Origin of the sequence: Flavobacterium sp. T12S277, assembly GCF_048514875.1 — a bacterium.
Lineage (GTDB): Bacteria > Bacteroidota > Bacteroidia > Flavobacteriales > Flavobacteriaceae > Flavobacterium.
This window is the reverse complement of the sequence record NZ_JBLYEG010000011.1, coordinates 82,474-99,858: the sequence shown is the minus strand read 5'-3', so window position 1 is coordinate 99,858 and position 17,385 is coordinate 82,474. Positions and strand designations below refer to the sequence as shown.

General features: G+C 37.5%; 13 protein-coding genes and 1 tRNA gene. 10 read left to right on the top strand and 4 right to left on the bottom strand.

The window, feature by feature from the left end; all coding sequences use genetic code 11:
- The first annotated feature begins 61 nt into the window (after positions 1-61).
- The 9 genes from ACN1CN_RS15900 (at position 62) to ACN1CN_RS15860 (ending at position 12,377) form a co-directional block, all read left to right on the top strand.
- A complete protein-coding gene (locus ACN1CN_RS15900) occupies positions 62-1,489 on the top strand; it encodes an L-serine ammonia-lyase (protein ID WP_264524712.1) in 1,428 nt (475 codons plus the stop codon).
- Between the two features lie 126 nt (positions 1,490-1,615).
- Positions 1,616-2,812 carry an SH3 domain-containing protein gene (locus tag ACN1CN_RS15895; RefSeq protein WP_419136325.1) on the top strand — a complete coding sequence of 399 codons (1,197 nt, stop codon included), beginning with the start codon at positions 1,616-1,618 and terminating at the stop codon, positions 2,810-2,812.
- Positions 2,813-2,862: 50 nt separating this feature from the next.
- Positions 2,863-3,681, top strand: coding sequence for a 3-methyl-2-oxobutanoate hydroxymethyltransferase (gene panB, locus ACN1CN_RS15890; protein ID WP_419136324.1), 819 nt, complete (start codon positions 2,863-2,865; stop codon positions 3,679-3,681).
- A gap of 209 nt (positions 3,682-3,890) precedes the next feature.
- On the top strand, positions 3,891-4,241 hold the full coding sequence (locus ACN1CN_RS15885) for a four helix bundle protein (RefSeq protein ID WP_264524715.1): 351 nt from the start codon (positions 3,891-3,893) through the stop codon (positions 4,239-4,241).
- A gap of 43 nt (positions 4,242-4,284) precedes the next feature.
- Positions 4,285-4,974 (top strand): RluA family pseudouridine synthase, encoded by a 690-nt coding sequence (locus ACN1CN_RS15880; RefSeq protein ID WP_419136323.1) that lies wholly within the window; start codon positions 4,285-4,287, stop codon positions 4,972-4,974.
- Positions 4,975-5,052: 78 nt separating this feature from the next.
- Positions 5,053-6,381 carry an aldehyde dehydrogenase gene (locus ACN1CN_RS15875; RefSeq protein WP_419136322.1) on the top strand — a complete coding sequence of 443 codons (1,329 nt, stop codon included), beginning with the start codon at positions 5,053-5,055 and terminating at the stop codon, positions 6,379-6,381.
- A 124-nt stretch (positions 6,382-6,505) separates the two neighbouring features.
- Positions 6,506-7,294, top strand: coding sequence for a hypothetical protein (locus ACN1CN_RS15870; RefSeq protein ID WP_264524718.1), 789 nt, complete (start codon positions 6,506-6,508; stop codon positions 7,292-7,294).
- 90 nt (positions 7,295-7,384) lie between these two features.
- Entirely contained in the window at positions 7,385-11,437 is a 4,053-nt protein-coding gene (locus tag ACN1CN_RS15865; protein ID WP_419136321.1) for a PAS domain S-box protein, read from the top strand.
- 94 nt (positions 11,438-11,531) lie between these two features.
- Positions 11,532-12,377: a neutral zinc metallopeptidase gene (locus tag ACN1CN_RS15860; protein ID WP_419136320.1), complete on the top strand. Its 846-nt coding sequence runs from the start codon at positions 11,532-11,534 to the stop codon at positions 12,375-12,377.
- Positions 12,378-12,886: 509 nt separating this feature from the next.
- Here the strand turns inward: ACN1CN_RS15860 and ACN1CN_RS15855 are convergent.
- The 4 genes from ACN1CN_RS15855 to ACN1CN_RS15840 all read right to left on the bottom strand — a co-directional run bounded on the left by ACN1CN_RS15855 (position 12,887) and on the right by ACN1CN_RS15840 (position 15,395).
- A tRNA-His gene (locus ACN1CN_RS15855) sits at positions 12,887-12,960 on the bottom strand.
- An 82-nt stretch (positions 12,961-13,042) separates the two neighbouring features.
- Positions 13,043-13,759 carry a bacillithiol biosynthesis deacetylase BshB1 gene (gene bshB1, locus ACN1CN_RS15850; protein ID WP_264524721.1) on the bottom strand — a complete coding sequence of 239 codons (717 nt, stop codon included), beginning with the start codon at positions 13,757-13,759 and terminating at the stop codon, positions 13,043-13,045.
- A gap of 129 nt (positions 13,760-13,888) precedes the next feature.
- A complete protein-coding gene (locus ACN1CN_RS15845; RefSeq protein WP_419136319.1) occupies positions 13,889-14,959 on the bottom strand; it encodes a chorismate-binding protein in 1,071 nt (356 codons plus the stop codon).
- 4 nt (positions 14,960-14,963) lie between these two features.
- Positions 14,964-15,395, bottom strand: a complete 432-nt coding sequence (locus ACN1CN_RS15840; protein WP_264524723.1) for a PaaI family thioesterase — start codon at positions 15,393-15,395, stop codon at positions 14,964-14,966.
- A 240-nt stretch (positions 15,396-15,635) separates the two neighbouring features.
- On the opposite strand from ACN1CN_RS15840, the gene ACN1CN_RS15835 reads away from it, so the two are divergent.
- Complete coding sequence (locus ACN1CN_RS15835) at positions 15,636-17,153, top strand: hypothetical protein (RefSeq protein WP_419136318.1); 1,518 nt, start codon at positions 15,636-15,638, stop codon at positions 17,151-17,153.
- Positions 17,154-17,385 lie beyond the last annotated feature (232 nt).

Below are 17,385 nucleotides of genomic sequence, written 5' to 3'. Positions count from 1 at the left end.
CTATAGAAAATTAAGCGACATTGCATTATTCAATTATCTTTGTCTTAATAAAAATTGCACAATGGAAGAATGTATCTCAGTTTTTGATATGCTTAAAATTGGCGTTGGTCCCTCAAGTTCACATACTTTAGGGCCATGGAGAGCCGCAGAACGTTTTTTGGAAGAGCTGAAAGACGAATCAATTTTAGACCAGATTAAACGTGTAAAAGTCGATTTATACGGATCACTTTCCTTAACCGGAAAAGGTCATGCTACCGATTTATCGGTGATGCTGGGATTAAGCGGGCAAGATCCCGAATACATTCCGGTGGAAAATATTGCCGGAATTATAAAAAACATTGAAGAGCAAAACGAAATTATTCTGGCTAATGAATATAAAGTTCCGTTCTACTTTCTTCAGGACATTGTATTCAATAAAGACTTCCTTCCTTTTCATGCCAACGGATTAAAGTTCACAGCTTATAAAGCCGACGATTCTGAATATGAATCTACTTTTTATTCGATTGGAGGAGGATTTGTTGTTAAAGAGGAACGTACGAATGCCAAAATCAAGGAGGTCATCAAATGTGCCTTCCCTTTCCCGATTCAAAATGCTGTTGAGCTTTTAAATTATACGGTTACCGAAAACAAATCGATTTCTGAGATTGTTTACGAAAACGAAAAATCAATGCGTCCGGAGCCCGAAATTCACTCCGAATTAATGCGCATCTGGCATACCATGTTAGAGTGTATGTACATTGGCTGCCATTCTGAAGGAATTCTGCCAGGCGGTCTAAATGTTCGCAGACGTGCTTTTGACATGCATCAGAATTTAATCGGACTGTCTAACTATTCCGATCCGCAAAGCTGGCTGGAAGAAATTAGAAAGACCGAAGTAAAATTTCGTCAGATCTTAAAATGGGTAAGCTGTTTTGCACTGGCCGTAAATGAGGTGAATGCTTCTTTGGGCCGTGTAGTTACTGCACCTACCAATGGAAGCGCTGGTGTAATTCCGGCCGTTTTAATGTATTATCTGGTAATTGAAAACCATGATGCAGGCGAAAAAGAAATCAAACAATTCCTGATGGTTGCCGGAGAAATTGGAAGTATTTTCAAAAAAGGATCAACCATATCAGCAGCAATGGGAGGCTGTCAGGCAGAGATTGGCGTTTCGTCGTCGATGGCCGCAGCAGCACTTTGCGAATTAATGGGCGGATCTCCTGCTCAGGTTCTAATGGCTGCCGAAATTGCAATGGAGCATCACTTAGGATTAACCTGTGATCCTATTGGCGGTTTGGTTCAGATTCCATGTATCGAAAGAAATACGATGGGAGCCATAAAAGCCATTAATGCTGCCGAACTAGCCCTTGAAACCGATTCTAAAAACGCAAAAGTGCCTTTAGATAAAGTCATCAACACCATGTGGCAAACGGCTAAAGACATGAATTCTAAATACAAAGAAACCTCTGAAGGCGGATTGGCAATTGCCGTAAACATGGCGGATTGCTAAACTGTTTGCTTCATATATTACAGCCACAGATTAAAAGGATTAACACAGATTAGATATTTCTTTAATCTCTAATTAAAAAATTCTTTTACTCTTTTTAATCTGTGGCAAAAAAACAAACTGAACTTCATGAAAAAGCACTTCCTTACAGCACTACTGCTTTGCGCTGTTATGATGCATTCGCAGCAGCGTTATTTCCTAAATTCAGATACACGTTTGTACACTTCAACCAATGCAGCCGGTGACTTTTTAGGCTACTTTAAATACGGCGCAGAGGTGCAGTTGTTATCGGAAAGTAAAAATGGATGGTACAAAGTAAGATCCGACAATTTCTCTGAAGGTTATGTGCCTGAAAATTTTGTTGCAACCCGATTGAACGCAAAAGATGTTAAAACAATAGACCGTGAAAACCCCATTCTTGAAGGCAACGACAATTATTATGGCGGCAATCACCTTTTTGTTTTGGTGGCCGGTCTGAAAGCAAGAGCACTTCCCGGTAAAAACGCAAAGACCAGGGAGATCTTATTCACCGGTGATCCTGTAGCAGTTAACTATCTTCCCAAAAATCCAGACGAGTGGGTAAACATACAAGGTCGAATCGACGAGGAATATGCGCAGTACACGCTTGGAAAATTTCTCGGAAAAAGACCCGATTTTAATTCATTACTCAAAGATTTCGACCAACTCAATGTCAATGGAGTTGCGGAACGAAAAACGATTGGTGAAAGAATTGTCGAATTAGCATGGAACAGTGACAATACCACACTGGCTCCTGCCTACCAAAGATATTATGAAGTTGTAAAACAGCTCAACGATCCTAAACTTCTCGCTGATACCGAACTGAATATCGCGATTGCCAAAGGCTTAGCCAAACACAAAACGTCGGAAGAAATTACCGCTTTCAGCAAAAAAGCCGAGTTTGTTTTGAAAGGAGTAAAAACCAAATCACTCTACTTCTCGCAAAAAGATTTAGTGAAAGCATTTGGAAATCCTCCCAAAAAAGGAACGATAAGCGATGAATGTGGCATTTACCTGAGTGAGCTTTTTTATTATTACCCGGATTTTGAAGCCTCTGTAGACGAACACCAAAATAAGGCCGAAATCACCAGGGTTTTCATCAATGAAAACAACAAACTTGTTTTTAGTCCAACGCATTCTCTGGACCACAACCTGTCTGAAAATGCATTTATTGAAAAATACGGGGCCTATATCGGAGCTTCCATAAAAAGTCCGCATTTGTATTCTATCCAGGTGGAAGACAGCGAGTTTAGAATAAAATTCAAAGATGGAAAGTTATTTACCATTGAAATAATCTTCTATTGCTGATTTCAATCTATAATTATTCAATACTTTTACACATTCAAAAAAACTCAAAAATGTCAGTAGCAAAAAAAGATTATAAAAGAATCACAACAAAGTCATTGATCGAAATGAAAAGCAATGGAGAAAAAATCTCAATGCTTACAGCTTACGATTATACCATGGCTAAAATTGTTGATACCGCAGGTATTGATGTAATTCTGGTAGGCGATTCAGCATCCAACGTTATGGCGGGGCACGAAACGACATTGCCTATTACTTTAGATCAGATGATTTATCACGCTTCCTCTGTAGTTCGCGCTGTAGAGAGAGCCTTAGTAGTGGTAGATTTACCTTTTGGAAGTTACCAGTCGGACCCGAAAGAAGCTTTGCGTTCTGCGATCAGAATCATGAAAGAAAGCGGTGGACATGCTGTGAAACTGGAAGGTGGAAAAGAAATTAAAGAATCTATCAAAAAAATATTAAACGCGGGAATTCCGGTAATGGGACATTTGGGTTTAACCCCACAATCGATCTATAAATTCGGAACTTACAGCGTTCGTGCAAAAGAAGATCAGGAAGCTGAAAAACTAATTGAAGATGCTAAACTCCTGGAAAAAATTGGTTGTTTCGGTATTGTTTTAGAAAAAATTCCGGCACATTTAGCCGAGCAGGTTGCCAAAAGCATTTCTATTCCCGTGATCGGAATCGGAGCTGGAGGCGGAGTAGATGGACAAGTGCTTGTAATTCATGATATGTTAGGAATGAACAATGAATTCAGTCCTCGTTTCTTACGTCGTTATTTAAACTTATACGAAGAAATGACCAAAGCAATCGGTCAATATGCTGCCGATGTAAAATCGACAGATTTTCCTAACGAAAGGGAACAATATTAAGTTTAGACTTACTTAGATATTAGACTTACTTAGATATTAGACTTACTTAGACTTGCTTAGATGTTAGACTTTTTAGATTTGTTATTTTAGAATTAAATGTACAAAATCTAAAAAGTCTAAATTCTTCTAAAAATCTAAATAAATCTAAGCAAGTCTAAGGAGTCTAAGAAAGTCTAAGGATGTCTAAGCAAGTCTAAAAATCTAAAAAAATGCATCAGTTTAAAGAGCTTCTAATTTGGAAGAAAAGCAGGTTATTTTGTTCTAAAATTTATAGTGCAACAGCTAATTTTCCGAGTGAAGAAAAATTCGGAATAACGAATCAATTGAGAAGGGCTTCCGTTTCTATTGCTTCAAATATAGCAGAAGGCTCTTCAAGAAATTCGAATAAAGATTTTGCCCGATTTTTAGAGATTGCGATTGGCTCAGCCTATGAAGTAGAAACACAACTTCTTATATCATCAGATTTAGGCTTTATAAACGAAGAAAACTTAACCGAACTAACAAATCTGTTAGAAGAAATAATTAAAATGACATCCAGATTTAGGGCAACTTTATTATAAAGTCTAAGAAGTCCAACATCTAAGAAGTCTAAGCAAGTCTAGAATGAAAATCGTTTCCAACAAAAACAACCTCCAAATCCTGCACGAAGACAATCATATTATTGTGGTCAACAAGCGTGTGGGCGATATTGTACAAGGAGATAAAACAGGGGATAAACCTTTATCAGATATTGTAAAAGAATACATCAAAGACAAATACAATAAACCCGGAGATGTTTTTCTAGGGGTGATTCATCGTTTGGACAGGCCTACAACGGGAATTGTTGTTTTTGCCAGAACCAGTAAAGCATTGTCGCGCATGAACGAAATGTTCAGCAATCGCGAGACTCAAAAAACCTATTGGGCAGTGGTGAAAAACAAACCTCAGGAAACCAAAGCCAAACTAGTACACTACCTCAAAAGAAACGAAAAAAACAATACTTCCAAAGCCCATTTAAAAGAGGTTCCCGACAGTAAACTGGCCAGTTTGGAGTATACGGTTTTTAAAGAACTTCAGAATTATGTGGCGCTCGAAATCAATTTACATACGGGACGCCATCATCAGATACGTGCGCAGTTGGCTGCAATTGGGTCACCAATAAAAGGCGATTTAAAATATGGTGCTGATCGAAGTAATCCTGACGGCGGAATTCATCTTCACGCCCGCAAATTAGTTTTTGTACATCCGGTTTCTAAAGAAAACATCACCATTATCGCTCCTACTCCCGATGAGTCTATCTGGAACGCCATATGATTTTTATGATTTAATTGTTAAAATTCTAACTTTTATCGATTAACTTGCATTGACAAAAAATCAATCGGATTATACATTATGGACTATAAAAACGACATCGCATACAGGAAAGAAACGTTAAAGAAATTGTTGTATAACATTCAAAAAAGCGAGGATTTAATTGTAAAAGCTTTGTACGATGATTTTAAAAAACCCGAATTTGAAGCGGTTTTAACCGAGACCAATTATGTGATTTCGGAGTTGAAAGATACCATCAGAAACATCCATAAGTGGGCAGGACGAAAACGCATTTTACCTTCCCTGCTTAATTTTCCTTCTACCGATTATATTTTTAAAGAACCTTACGGAAATGTGCTGGTGATTGCTCCCTGGAACTATCCGTTTCAATTGGCTTTATGCCCTTTAATTTCGGCCGTAGCAGCCGGAAACAGGGTTGTTTTGAAACCCTCAGAACTCACTCCCCATACTTCAGCCGTAATCGCTAAAATTATTGAAAAAACATTCCATGTCAGTCATGTTGAAGTTTTTGAAGGCGGTGTTGAAGTATCCAACAAATTACTGGCACAGCGCTGGGATTATATTTTCTTTACCGGAAGTGTTGCTGTTGGTAAAATTGTCGCCAAAGCCGCTGCCGAAAATTTAACTCCTGTAACCTTAGAACTAGGCGGGAAAAATCCTTGTATTGTCGATGAAACTGCCAATTTAAAACTGGCTGCCAAACGAATCGTCTGGGGGAAATTTATCAATGCCGGACAAACCTGCATTGCACCGGACTATATATTGGTTCAAAAAAACATGAAAGTCAATTTTATTTCTTTTTTAATAGAAGAAATTCTAAAGGCTTACGGTAAAAAAATAGAGAAATCTCCCGATTTCGCCCGAATCATCAATACCAAAAACTGGGTACGCCTGGACAGTATGATCGAACGTGAAAAGGTTGTTTTTGGAGGGGAAACAGATGCCGAAAACAACTACATCTCTCCTACCTTAATCGAAGAGCCTGCACTGGACAGTCCGGTCATGAAAGAAGAGATATTTGGCCCTATACTTCCGATCTTAACATACGAAACCGAAGCTGATATTCATAATGTAGTCAGCCGTTACGAAAAACCTCTTGCGTTTTATGTTTTCAGTGAGAATAAATATTTTGCCAAAAAACTAATCACTTCCCATTCTTTCGGAGGAGGCTGTATCAATGACACAGTGGTGCATTTCTCAAACAAAAGACTGCCTTTTGGAGGAGTTGGTCACAGTGGCATCGGTGCTTATCACGGCCAGCTGAGTTTTGATATTTTTTCGCACCACAAGGCTGTCGTAAAAAAAGCAAACTGGCTTGACCTGCCCATGCGCTATGCTCCTTACAAGGACAAACTAACGTCCCTGAAACGGTTACTGAACTGGCTATGATGATTAAAAACAATTTCGTAATGTTTAGTAGATTTTTATATGGAATTGATTAAAAATATTATATTTACGCCTCAAATAATCAACTAAATTTTCGGCGACATAAAATAATTCTACCCCAGTTAAAATGAAATCCACATCTGATCAGGTCAAAGACATTAAAAATCATGGTTATACCTTAGATTTTTCAACTGTTTTCAATCATGCTTTTGAAAATTATAAAAAAATAGCCGTTTACGCCGGATTAATGCTACTGGTTTTTTCGGTTCTTTTTGGAATTATCGCCTACATAATACTGCTTACCGCTTTTGGTATCGACAAAATAACAAATGCGAATTTTCTTAACATTCAGCCTCAAAATCTGTCGCAAATTCAATTGCTCTATTATATTCTGGGAACCGCATTTGCATCGGCAATTATGAGTCCTTTTACTGCCGGATTTTTAAAAATGGCCGATTGTGCAGAAAAAGACGAGGAGTTCAACGTCTCCACCATCTTTTACTATTACAAAACCAGTCATTTTTCACAAATTTTTGCGGCCACCTTCCTTATTTCATTGTTTAGTGTAATAATCACAACCGCTTTAGAGATTTTTAAATTAAATGCATTAGGTCTGGTGTTTTCATTGTTTATTTCTTTTTTCACGTTTTTAACCATTCCACTTATCGTATTTGGAAATTTAAAAGCAGTTGAGGCTGTCAAATCCAGTTGTATTGTAATCGCAAAACAACCTATGGTACTAATCGGACTAATCATTACGATTATTGGAGCTATATTGGTTGGATTCTGTGCGTTTTGTGTTGGAGTACTCTTCACCATTCCGTTCAGTTATTCGATGACATATGCCATATATCGAGCCATTTTTAAGATTGATCAACAAGATCCTATTGACTCTATCGGTCAGTCTGATCTTTAAAAAATAGAAAATTCCATCACAAAAGAGCCTAACCTACTCTGTTGAAATTTTCAAAAACTATTTACTAAACCAAACATACCCCCGAATTCTATGGTAGCAAACTATAGTCTCTTCAATTCGTTGATATCAGGAATTGCCCATTTTGGCAGTGCCCTGAAATCAATTATTACGAAGTGGTATGTACTCAATTCCGATATTATATTTTACAACAATCCTAAGCTCATCATGTTAGGATTGTCTCTGTTTGCTTTTCTGGCACTGTTGGTGTATCAATTTTTCCGGATCAAAGCCAGAATTGGCTATTTCATCGAAAAAAAACCGGAAGCTGAAACGCTAAACAAAGAGTATCAACTTTACATCTTGTTCTTTGGTCTTGCGGTAATTGTAATCGAAATTATCAATGAAATCTTCAAAATAAGACCCAAAAGCTTACTCGTCGTCAATTTATGCATTGGTTTCTCCGTCCTTTTAGTTTACGTGATAATCGACAAAATTCAGTTTTTACGGGAGCAGGTCCAGTCCATATTCATTTCATTTTTCTTTATTTACGTTTTTTACATTGGACACAATATCATTTACCACGAAGATGATATTATACCTGTAATTGTTTTTCTAATTTCCTTCTACTTTTCCTATAGCATCTTAAAGCCCATAAAATTATACTGGCTTTATATCGGATTGGTTTTTGCCTTTCTTATTGCCACTATTATTTACCAATTAGTTCCAATAAAATCCTCCATTTTATTACTTAATTACTGCATCCTGATCTTCATTCTTAATCAGGTTAAATATGCTGTTTTACTGAATAACAGTGATAATTTCAGATTCACCAATGAAATTGTACACAAAGGAAATTCACTAACAATTGCTACAAACGAAAAAAATGAAGTACTGTTTTGCAGTGAAACGATCACTTCAATCCTGGGGTATTTGCCGGACGAAGTTATGGGACCCAAATTTTGGGACTTAACCACCGAAGCGGACTGTCCCGAAAACCTCAGCAACATCAATCATGAAGAAGATAAACTCTACATCCGTAAATTAAAAAGTAAAAACGGGGAGTACAAATACATTCAGTGGAAAGACAAAAAGTTTTCACAGGGTTTAATCATTAGCATTGGTCAGGACGTTACCGAGCAGATCACTGTACGCGATCAGTACAAAAACCTGATTCAGACTGCCACCGATATTATTTTCGAAATCGACGCTGACGGTTATTTTACCTTTATCAACGATTTTGGATTTTCGATCTTAGGGTATAGCGAAAATGAAATCATTTCGCAGCATTATTCTAATTTCATCCATGAAAATTACCAACGAAATGCCGTCGATTTTTATGAGAATCTGGAAGTTAATGAAAATAATTTTCCGACTATTGAAATTCCAATTTTAAAGAAAAACGGAAAAAAACTATGGATTTCACAAAAGATCATTGTTCGAAAAAATGACCTTGGACAAACTATTGGTTTTGCCGGAATCGCCCGCGATATTACGGAGATCAGAAATATAGAAAACGATAAAAGGAAACGTCTCAAAAAAATTGAATCTTATAACAATTCAACCAACAAATTATCGACTACAGATTTTAGTAAATACGATAATTTAAACACGGTTATCGATTATATCATCAAAGAGGCCGCAACCGTAACCAAAACCAATCGGGTAAGTTTCTGGAAGTATCATAAAGACCTAATCACCTGCAAAAACCTTTTTAGCAGCAACAGTCAGCATTCTAACGACAAAAATATTCTCGATAAAGAATCTTATCCTATTTACTTTGAAACCCTAAAAAGTAAAACCATCATAAATGCGCCGGATGTTTTCAACAAACTGGAAACCTCTGAATTTCAAAAACTTTACTTCACCAAGAACCAGATCAAATCGATGCTGGACGTTCCTATTTTTCTAAACGGGCAATTGGCGGGTGTAGTTTGTTTTGAAAGTACTGACGAAAAAAGAGACTGGGACAACGAAGATATCAATTATGCCCGTACCATTTCGGATGTAATCTCATTGGCCATTTCATCACAAATGCGTCTGGAGGCCGAAAGAAAACTGGAATTTAAAAGTCAGCTATTGTCTGCACTTTCGTTATGTACCGAGAAATTTTTAATGAGCAAATCGACTCAGGAAATGTTTCAGGAGACTTACAATTTAATTGGTAAAGCAGCCAAGGTAGATCATATGTACTACTACGAAAAAGATTTTACAACCAATACCGTAAGCCAGAAATACAAATGGTCGAGACAAGGCATTGAACATCAGATTACAAAATTACAGCGGCTTACCAAAGATCACTTAAGCGAAATTTACGAGGCAGCTCAAAACAAAAAAATCGTCAACACGCTTACCCGCAAACTCGAGGATACTTTTTTCAGGCAGTTACTGATCGCAAACGAAATTAAATCAATCCTGATTTTACCGTTGTACATCAATGATATTTTTACCGGTTTTATAGGTTTTGACGATTGTACCAAAGAAAGAAAATGGTCTGAAGAAGAAATTTATATCTTTCAGGTTTTGGCCAACAACATCTCATCGGCACTGGAAAGAAACCGAAACGAAACCAAAATTCTGGAAAGCGAAGAAAAGTTCAAGTTAATCGCCAACAACATTCCCGGCACCGTTTACTTGTCGAAATTTGATGCATTCTCTACCAAAATATTCCTGAATGATGAGATTTTAAACCTTACCGGTTACTCAAAATCTGAATTTATCGAGAACAACTTATCGTTCTTATCCCTTATTCATCCTGACGACAAAGACGAGGTGATCAACAATCAGATCGACAATTTACAAAAGGGGATGCCACTGCACAATATCTATCGCATCCGACGTAAAACAGGCGAATACATTTGGGTAGAGGAATTTGGAGACGTTATTAAAAAAGGCGATGAAATCGAATTTGTGGGTGGAATTTACTTTGACATTACCAACAAAAAAGAGACTGAAGACGCCATAAAAGCCAAGCAACTGGCAGAAGCCGCGAATAAATCCAAGTCTGATTTTCTGGCCAATATGTCTCATGAAATCAGAACTCCTTTGAATGGCATTATTGGGTTTACCCATTTACTGATGAATACGGGTCTCGAAGAAATTCAGGAAAAATACATGACCACGATCAATCAATCGGCGCATTCGTTATTAGACATTATAAATGATATCCTCGATTTCTCTAAAATCGAAGCCGGTAAACTCGAACTTTTTATCGATTTATACGACATTAAAAAAGTCCTCGGACAGGTTTTTGATCTCATCGTATACGAATCCAACCAAAAAAATCTAAGGTTAGAACTAAATGTCGCTCCCGACGTTCCGAAATACATCTGGACCGATATTGTGAGAATCAAGCAAATCTTAATCAATTTGCTTTCCAATGCTGTAAAATTCACCAACGAAGGCTCAATCAAGCTGAATGTTTCTGTTTTGGAAAAAAGCAAAAACAACAACTGCACAATCCGTTTTTCAGTCGTTGATACAGGAATTGGAATTCTCGAAAAGAATCAGAAGAAAATTTTCAAAGCTTTTTCACAGGAGGATAGTTCTACAACGAGAAAATTTGGAGGTACCGGTTTAGGACTGACCATTTCAAATCAATTGCTTGCTTTGATGGAGAGTCGTTTACAACTGGAAAGTAAAATCGATGAGGGAAGTAATTTTTATTTTGATCTGAATCTAAAAACCAGCAATCAGAGCATTAACGACAAATACAAGGCAGAACTTCAAAGCATCAACCTTGACCTAAGTCCTGAAAGTCTGGCTTCTAATCACAAAAACATTACTTTTTTGATTGTAGAAGACAACAAAGTGAATATGCTGCTTTTAAAAACCATCATCAAAAACTTGTACAGCGGCGCGTACATACACGAATGCGAAAATGGTTATGAAGCCGTGAGTCAGTTTGAAAGCATCAATCCTGATTTGGTTTTTATGGACATTCAAATGCCAATCATGAACGGTTACGAAACCACAAGAGCCATCAGAAACACCATTATCGGAAAAGATATTCCGATCATTGCAGTAACCGCAGGTGCTGAAAAAGAGGAACGTAATAAATGCCTCTCAGCAGGGATGGATGATTATATCTCGAAGCCCATAATGAAAGGCAGTGTAGAGGAAGCTTTAGTAAAATGGCTAAAATAATTTAGAACTAAATCGGACTATTACTGCGCGTTATTCCTAAAAAAAATATAAATTCGTACAACACAAATCCTAATCAACTAAAATTCAAATTACTATGAAATGGCAAGGTAGAAGACAAAGTGATAATGTTGAAGACAGACGATCAATTTCTGGCGGTAAAGTTGCCGTTGGCGGTGGAATTATTGGTATTATTATTTTACTGTTAAATGTTTTTGGCGGCGAAAATGCCCAGATGATTACCCCTATACTGGAACAAATGCAAGGCGGACAGCAATCCACCGAAGCTGCAGCTCCATTGAGCAAAGAAGATGAAGAACTAGGACAATTTGTGAGAGTTAATCTTGCCGATAACGAAGACATTTGGGGTAAAATATTTGCAGAAAACGGCATGACTTATAAAAACCCGAAATTAGTACTTTTCAGAGGAGCAGTAAACACGGCATGCGGAGGCGCATCATCGGCATCAGGACCATTTTATTGTCCGGGCGACCAAAAGGTTTATATGGATTTGGGCTTCTTTGAGGAACTAAAAACTAAATTTGGTGCCAAAGGTGGTGATTTTGCTATTGCGTACGTTATTGCGCACGAAATTGGGCACCACATACAAACATTGCTGGGAACCTCAGCAAAAATGCATCAGGCACAGGAAGGAAAGAGTCAGGCAGAAGCCAACAAGCTTTCGGTAGCCCTGGAATTACAGGCCGACTTTTATGCCGGAGTATGGGCACATTACAATCAGAAAAACTTAGACCCAGGTGATATTGAAGAAGCTTTAAGTGCTGCCAATGCGGTTGGGGACGATGCCATTCAGAGTAAAATGCAAGGACAAGTTGTCCCGGATTCCTTTACTCACGGTACCTCTGAGCAGAGAATGTATTGGTTCAAAAAAGGTTTTTCTACAGGAGATATCAAACAAGGGAATACTTTTGATGAAATATAATATTCATAAACCAAATTATAACAACCAATTTAGCATGACTTAATCGTCATGCTTTTTTGTTATTTTTAAATACAACTACTCTTTAAAGTAAAAACTCCCAAGTCGAAACGATTCTCTACATTTTTGTTTTTATTGGGGTCTATTACAAAATATTCAAATTATAAATTTGTATTCGACTCAGGAGAAAGCTGTACACTTCCTTGACCGTGCAGCTTTTTTTTTTACTAAACGATATCCTTCCAAAAACTAAATATCTGTTTAGTGGGGTAAAGATAGTAGCACACTTCCTGCTATTTCATGATAAAAATCATGGAACACTATTTTTAATTGAATACTACCAGATCGCAACAACAATCACATTACCCTACAGTTGAAACCATAGACCATCATAGAAAAGAATAAAATTTAGGAGACTCCCACAATGGAACAAAGTGGAATTGATAAAAACTGGCGTTTTCAATTGAGCGCACAAAAAAAGCCTTGAATTTCTTCAAGGCTTTAAATTTCTGGGTGGCTGACCGGGTTCGAACCGGCGACCCGCGGCACCACAAACCGCTACTCTAACCAACTGAGCTACAACCACCATTTTTCTGCTTGTGCATTTCTGCTTAGCGAGTGCAAATATATAACTAATGTTGAGTTCTGCAAAGAAAAAAATGAAAAATTTACAGTAAATTTTCTAAACTATTGACTGCCAAACACCTTTCAACAGTAAAACCTTCGGCAAATTCTTTACCAACTAGCCTTCCTAAATCCTTCGCACGATAATCTAAACTTTCAAAGAAGTTTTTACTCGTAATTGGCGTTGCAGGCTCTTTCGAATTCGGATCGTAAAACTGCGTTTTGTATGCCGAAACAGCTTCTACCTTTTTCTTTTCAAAACCTGTAATATCCACTACAAAGTCCGGCACGATGTTTTTCCATTGAATATAATGGTACACCACCTTTGGTCTCCAGGCTTCCTGCCCTTCTCCATCTATCGAAGTTTCGATTTTTGACAATCCAGACAAGAAGCAGGCATCCGACACTAATTTACTTCCTTTACCATGATCAATATGACGGTCGTCAATTGCATTACACAATACGATCTCCGGTTTGTACTTCCGAATCATTTTAATTACTTCCAACTGGTGTTTTTCATCGTTTGTAAAAAAGCCATCACGCATACCTAAGTTTTCACGAACCAGTACGCCTAATATTTTTGCCGCTTCTTTTGCCTCCGCATCTCTAATTTCAGCTGTACCACGGGTTCCCAATTCCCCACGCGTTAAATCGACGATACCTACTTTTTTACCCAGTGATATCTCTTTTAAAATGGTTCCCGCACAACCTAATTCTACATCATCCGGATGTGCCCCAAAGGCTAATATGTCTAGTTTCATTGTTTTTGTTTTTTGTTTTCTTTGTTTCAGGTTTCAAGTTTTCTTTGTTTCAAGTTTAGTCCCAGTCGAAGTCTCAGTATACAGTCTCAGTAACTGAAAACTGCAACTGCAACTGAAAACTCATAATTTCTAACTCATAACTCTTAATACTCTTTTCATCGTCATCGATTTGTTTACGCTTTCCTCCCATTCTTTTTCAGGAACGCTTTCTTTGGTAATACCGCAGCCCATATATAAAATGGCAGTATTCTCCTGAATTTGCATGCTTCGTAAATTTACGTAGAAATCAGAACTTATATCTTCATGAGCAAAGCTTCTGTTTAATTCTCCCAGAAAACCGGTATAAAAAGTCCGGTCGTAATTTTCATTCTCTATAATAAATGCTTTTGCTTTTTTCTTTGGCAAACCACAAACTGCCGGCGTTGGATGCAGTGTATCGATCACTTCTTCCAAAGTCGAATTGTCATTTAAAACTCCCGAAATATCTGTTTTAATATGCCAGATAGATCCTGCTTTCACGCTGTAAGGTTCTGTTACCTCAACCGAAGAAGCTACTTCACGCAATCTCTTGACAATAAAATCGGTCACATATTGCTGCTCGTCCTTTTCTTTTTGCTGCCATAAGATATCGGTTTCCAGCGTTGCTTTCTGCGTTCCGGCCAAAGCCACCGTTTCAAAAACATTGCCATTGGCTTTTAGCAATCGCTCAGGAGTTGCTCCCATCCAGAAACCAATTTTTGGATGAAAAAACACATACGATAAAGTCGTGGGATACAACTGAATCAAATGCTGAAAAGTAGCAACAAAATCAAATTCGGCTAAAGCTACTTTTTCGCTTCTGGACAGCACTACTTTTTTGAATTCATCGTTTTTAATGGCCTGGATTCCTTTTGAAACCAACATTTCATATTGTACCCTGGCTTCATTATCAAGCTCCGAAGTTTCTATTTCTGTACTTTCAAAAAGAATTTCTTCCTGTACTGTTGTTAGAATTTCAGATTCATTTTCCGGAATCAGTATCAGTTGTTTTTCATCAAAAGAAGCAAAAACAAAACCTTTTTCTTTATAATCAGAAATTTTATGCAGCCTGTCATTTTGCTGCAAAAGAGCAAAAATAGTAGTGGAATTAGGTTTAGAATACATCACAAAAGGCAAACGCTTTTCGTACTGTACTTTAATTTTAGAAAAAAAATCATTCATATTTCTATACTGTTTTCTTTCTGTCCAAAACCATATTGGTCAGTTTACAAAGCGAAATCAAATTTCCGGCCTCGTCGGTAATTTTAATCTCCCACAGATGAATACTTTTTCCTTTGTGAATGATTCGCGCTGTTCCGAAAACCCATCCTTCTCTGATACTTTTCAGGTGATTGGCCGAAATTTCTATTCCGCGTACTTCTTGTTCATTTGGATTGATAAAAAAGAAGGATGCCGCACTCCCTACACTTTCAGCCAAAGCAACCGAAGCACCGCCGTGTAACAAGCCCATTGGCTGGTGAACAGAAGGATTTACAGGCATTTTTGCAGTTAAAAAATCAGCTCCTGCGTCGACATATTCTATTTTTAGCGTTTCCATCAATGTGTTTTTAGAAAACTCATTACAGTGTGCTAAAATCTGTTCTTTTGTATAATTCATTAAAATAGACTTTAAAATCGTAAAATTAAAGAAAAGATGAGATACAAATTCGAAAATCACATTCTAAAATTAAAATTCAACTTCAAACATGTAAGTTTTTTGCTATTTTTACAAAAACATTAATATTGATCTGTTGCAAAGATTTTTTTTATGCCACAGATTACACAGCTTACGAAGGTTTTTTTTGCTTCAGGCAAAATCATTTAAATCCTTATAATCTGTGGCAAAAAAGCCAAACAAATGCGTCAATACTTTATACTTCTTATTTTCGGATTGCTTATAACTTTCAGCTCTTGCCGAACTGATTTTGATACCGTTCCCAGTTCCGGAGATTTGAAGTTTTCAAAAGACACCGTTTATCTGGATACTGTTTTTAAAAATATTGGCTCTGCTACCTACCAGCTTAAAGTGTACAATAGAAGCAAAAATGACATTTCAATTCCGGTCATTCAGCTCAAAAACGGCTTAAATTCAAAATACCGAATGACGGTTGACGGGACGAGCGGAAACAATGGTAAAATCTTCAAGGACGTCACACTTTTAGCCAAAGACAGTTTGTACATTTTTGTAGAAACCACTGCAGATATCACAGATGCAAACCCAACCGACTTTTTATATACCGATAAAATTCAGTTTGACAGCGGTGCGAACCTTCAGGAAGTCGCTTTGGTCACACTGATTCAGGATGCTGTTTTTCTTTATCCGAAGCAAAATCCAGACGGAAGCAAAGAGAAAATTAAAATTGAAGGCAAAGATGTAGATGGTTTTTATCTCGATGACAATGATCCTGTAAACGGAAATGAGTTGCTTTTCACCAAACAAAAACCTTATGTTATCTACGGATATGCGGGAGTTCCCAAAAATAAAACTGTCACTTTCGAAGCAGGAGCACGTGTGTTTTTCCATGCCAATTCAGGACTTTTTATTGACGACAAAGCCTCTTTACACATTAATGGAACAACATCTGCAACTCCTAAATTAGAGAATGAAGTTGTATTTGAAGGCGATCGCTTAGAATCACTTTACGACAATATTCCGGGGCAATGGAACTCGGTTATTTTTGCGAACGGAAGTACCAATCACACCATAAACCATCTTACTCTGAAAAATGCTGTTGTTGGTTTAAACTTCAAAAATCCCGACGCTGCTTCGACTGTTCAAATCAAAAATACGCAGATTTACAATTCTGCCGAATACGGAATACTGGCTCAAAATGCGCGCATAAACGGAGAAAACATCGTTATTAATTATGCCGGCCTGGCCAGTTTGTCCTGCGTATATGGCGGAAATTATAAGTTCACACATTGTACTTTCAACAACAGCTGGTCCAACAACTCACAATTTGCGGTTCAGCTCAGCAATAGCCTGGCCAATGCCGTACCCGAAACAAATCCGCTGACACAGGCAACTTTTAACAATTGTATCATTTACGGATCGGGTACTAATGAATTCAATCTGAGTAAAAATGCTGCAACAGCCTTTGTATATCAGCTCAACAACTGCCTAATAAAATTCAGCAGTTCAACGACCAATCCCGATTATCAATTTAAAACAGATCCCGCGCACTACAACCAGATCATTCTAAACGAAAATCCAAAGTTCTTTAATGTAGCCAAGAACCTGTTCAACATTGACAATACTTCTGCCGCTTTCGCGAAAGGAAATCAGGCTTATAACGTTCCTCAGGATATTATTGGAAAAACCAGAACTTCTCCACCCGATCTGGGAGCTTATCAGAGTGCGGCATTTCCGAAATAAAGATTACTAAAAAAAAATTGCTCGCTAAGACGCAAAGTTTTTTTCACTTTACCCATCTTCTTTTTGGTCTATAGTTCTTTCTTAAAAGTATAAGCTTTTTCTCTAACCCAACAAAACCAATGGGCTTGCAGCTGTGTGCTAAAAAATAAAAAACGTAGCATCCACGCGCCTTCGCGGTTCTCTTTACAACCGTAAGAAAAATTATCTTAATTTAAACATCGCTTAACGCAAC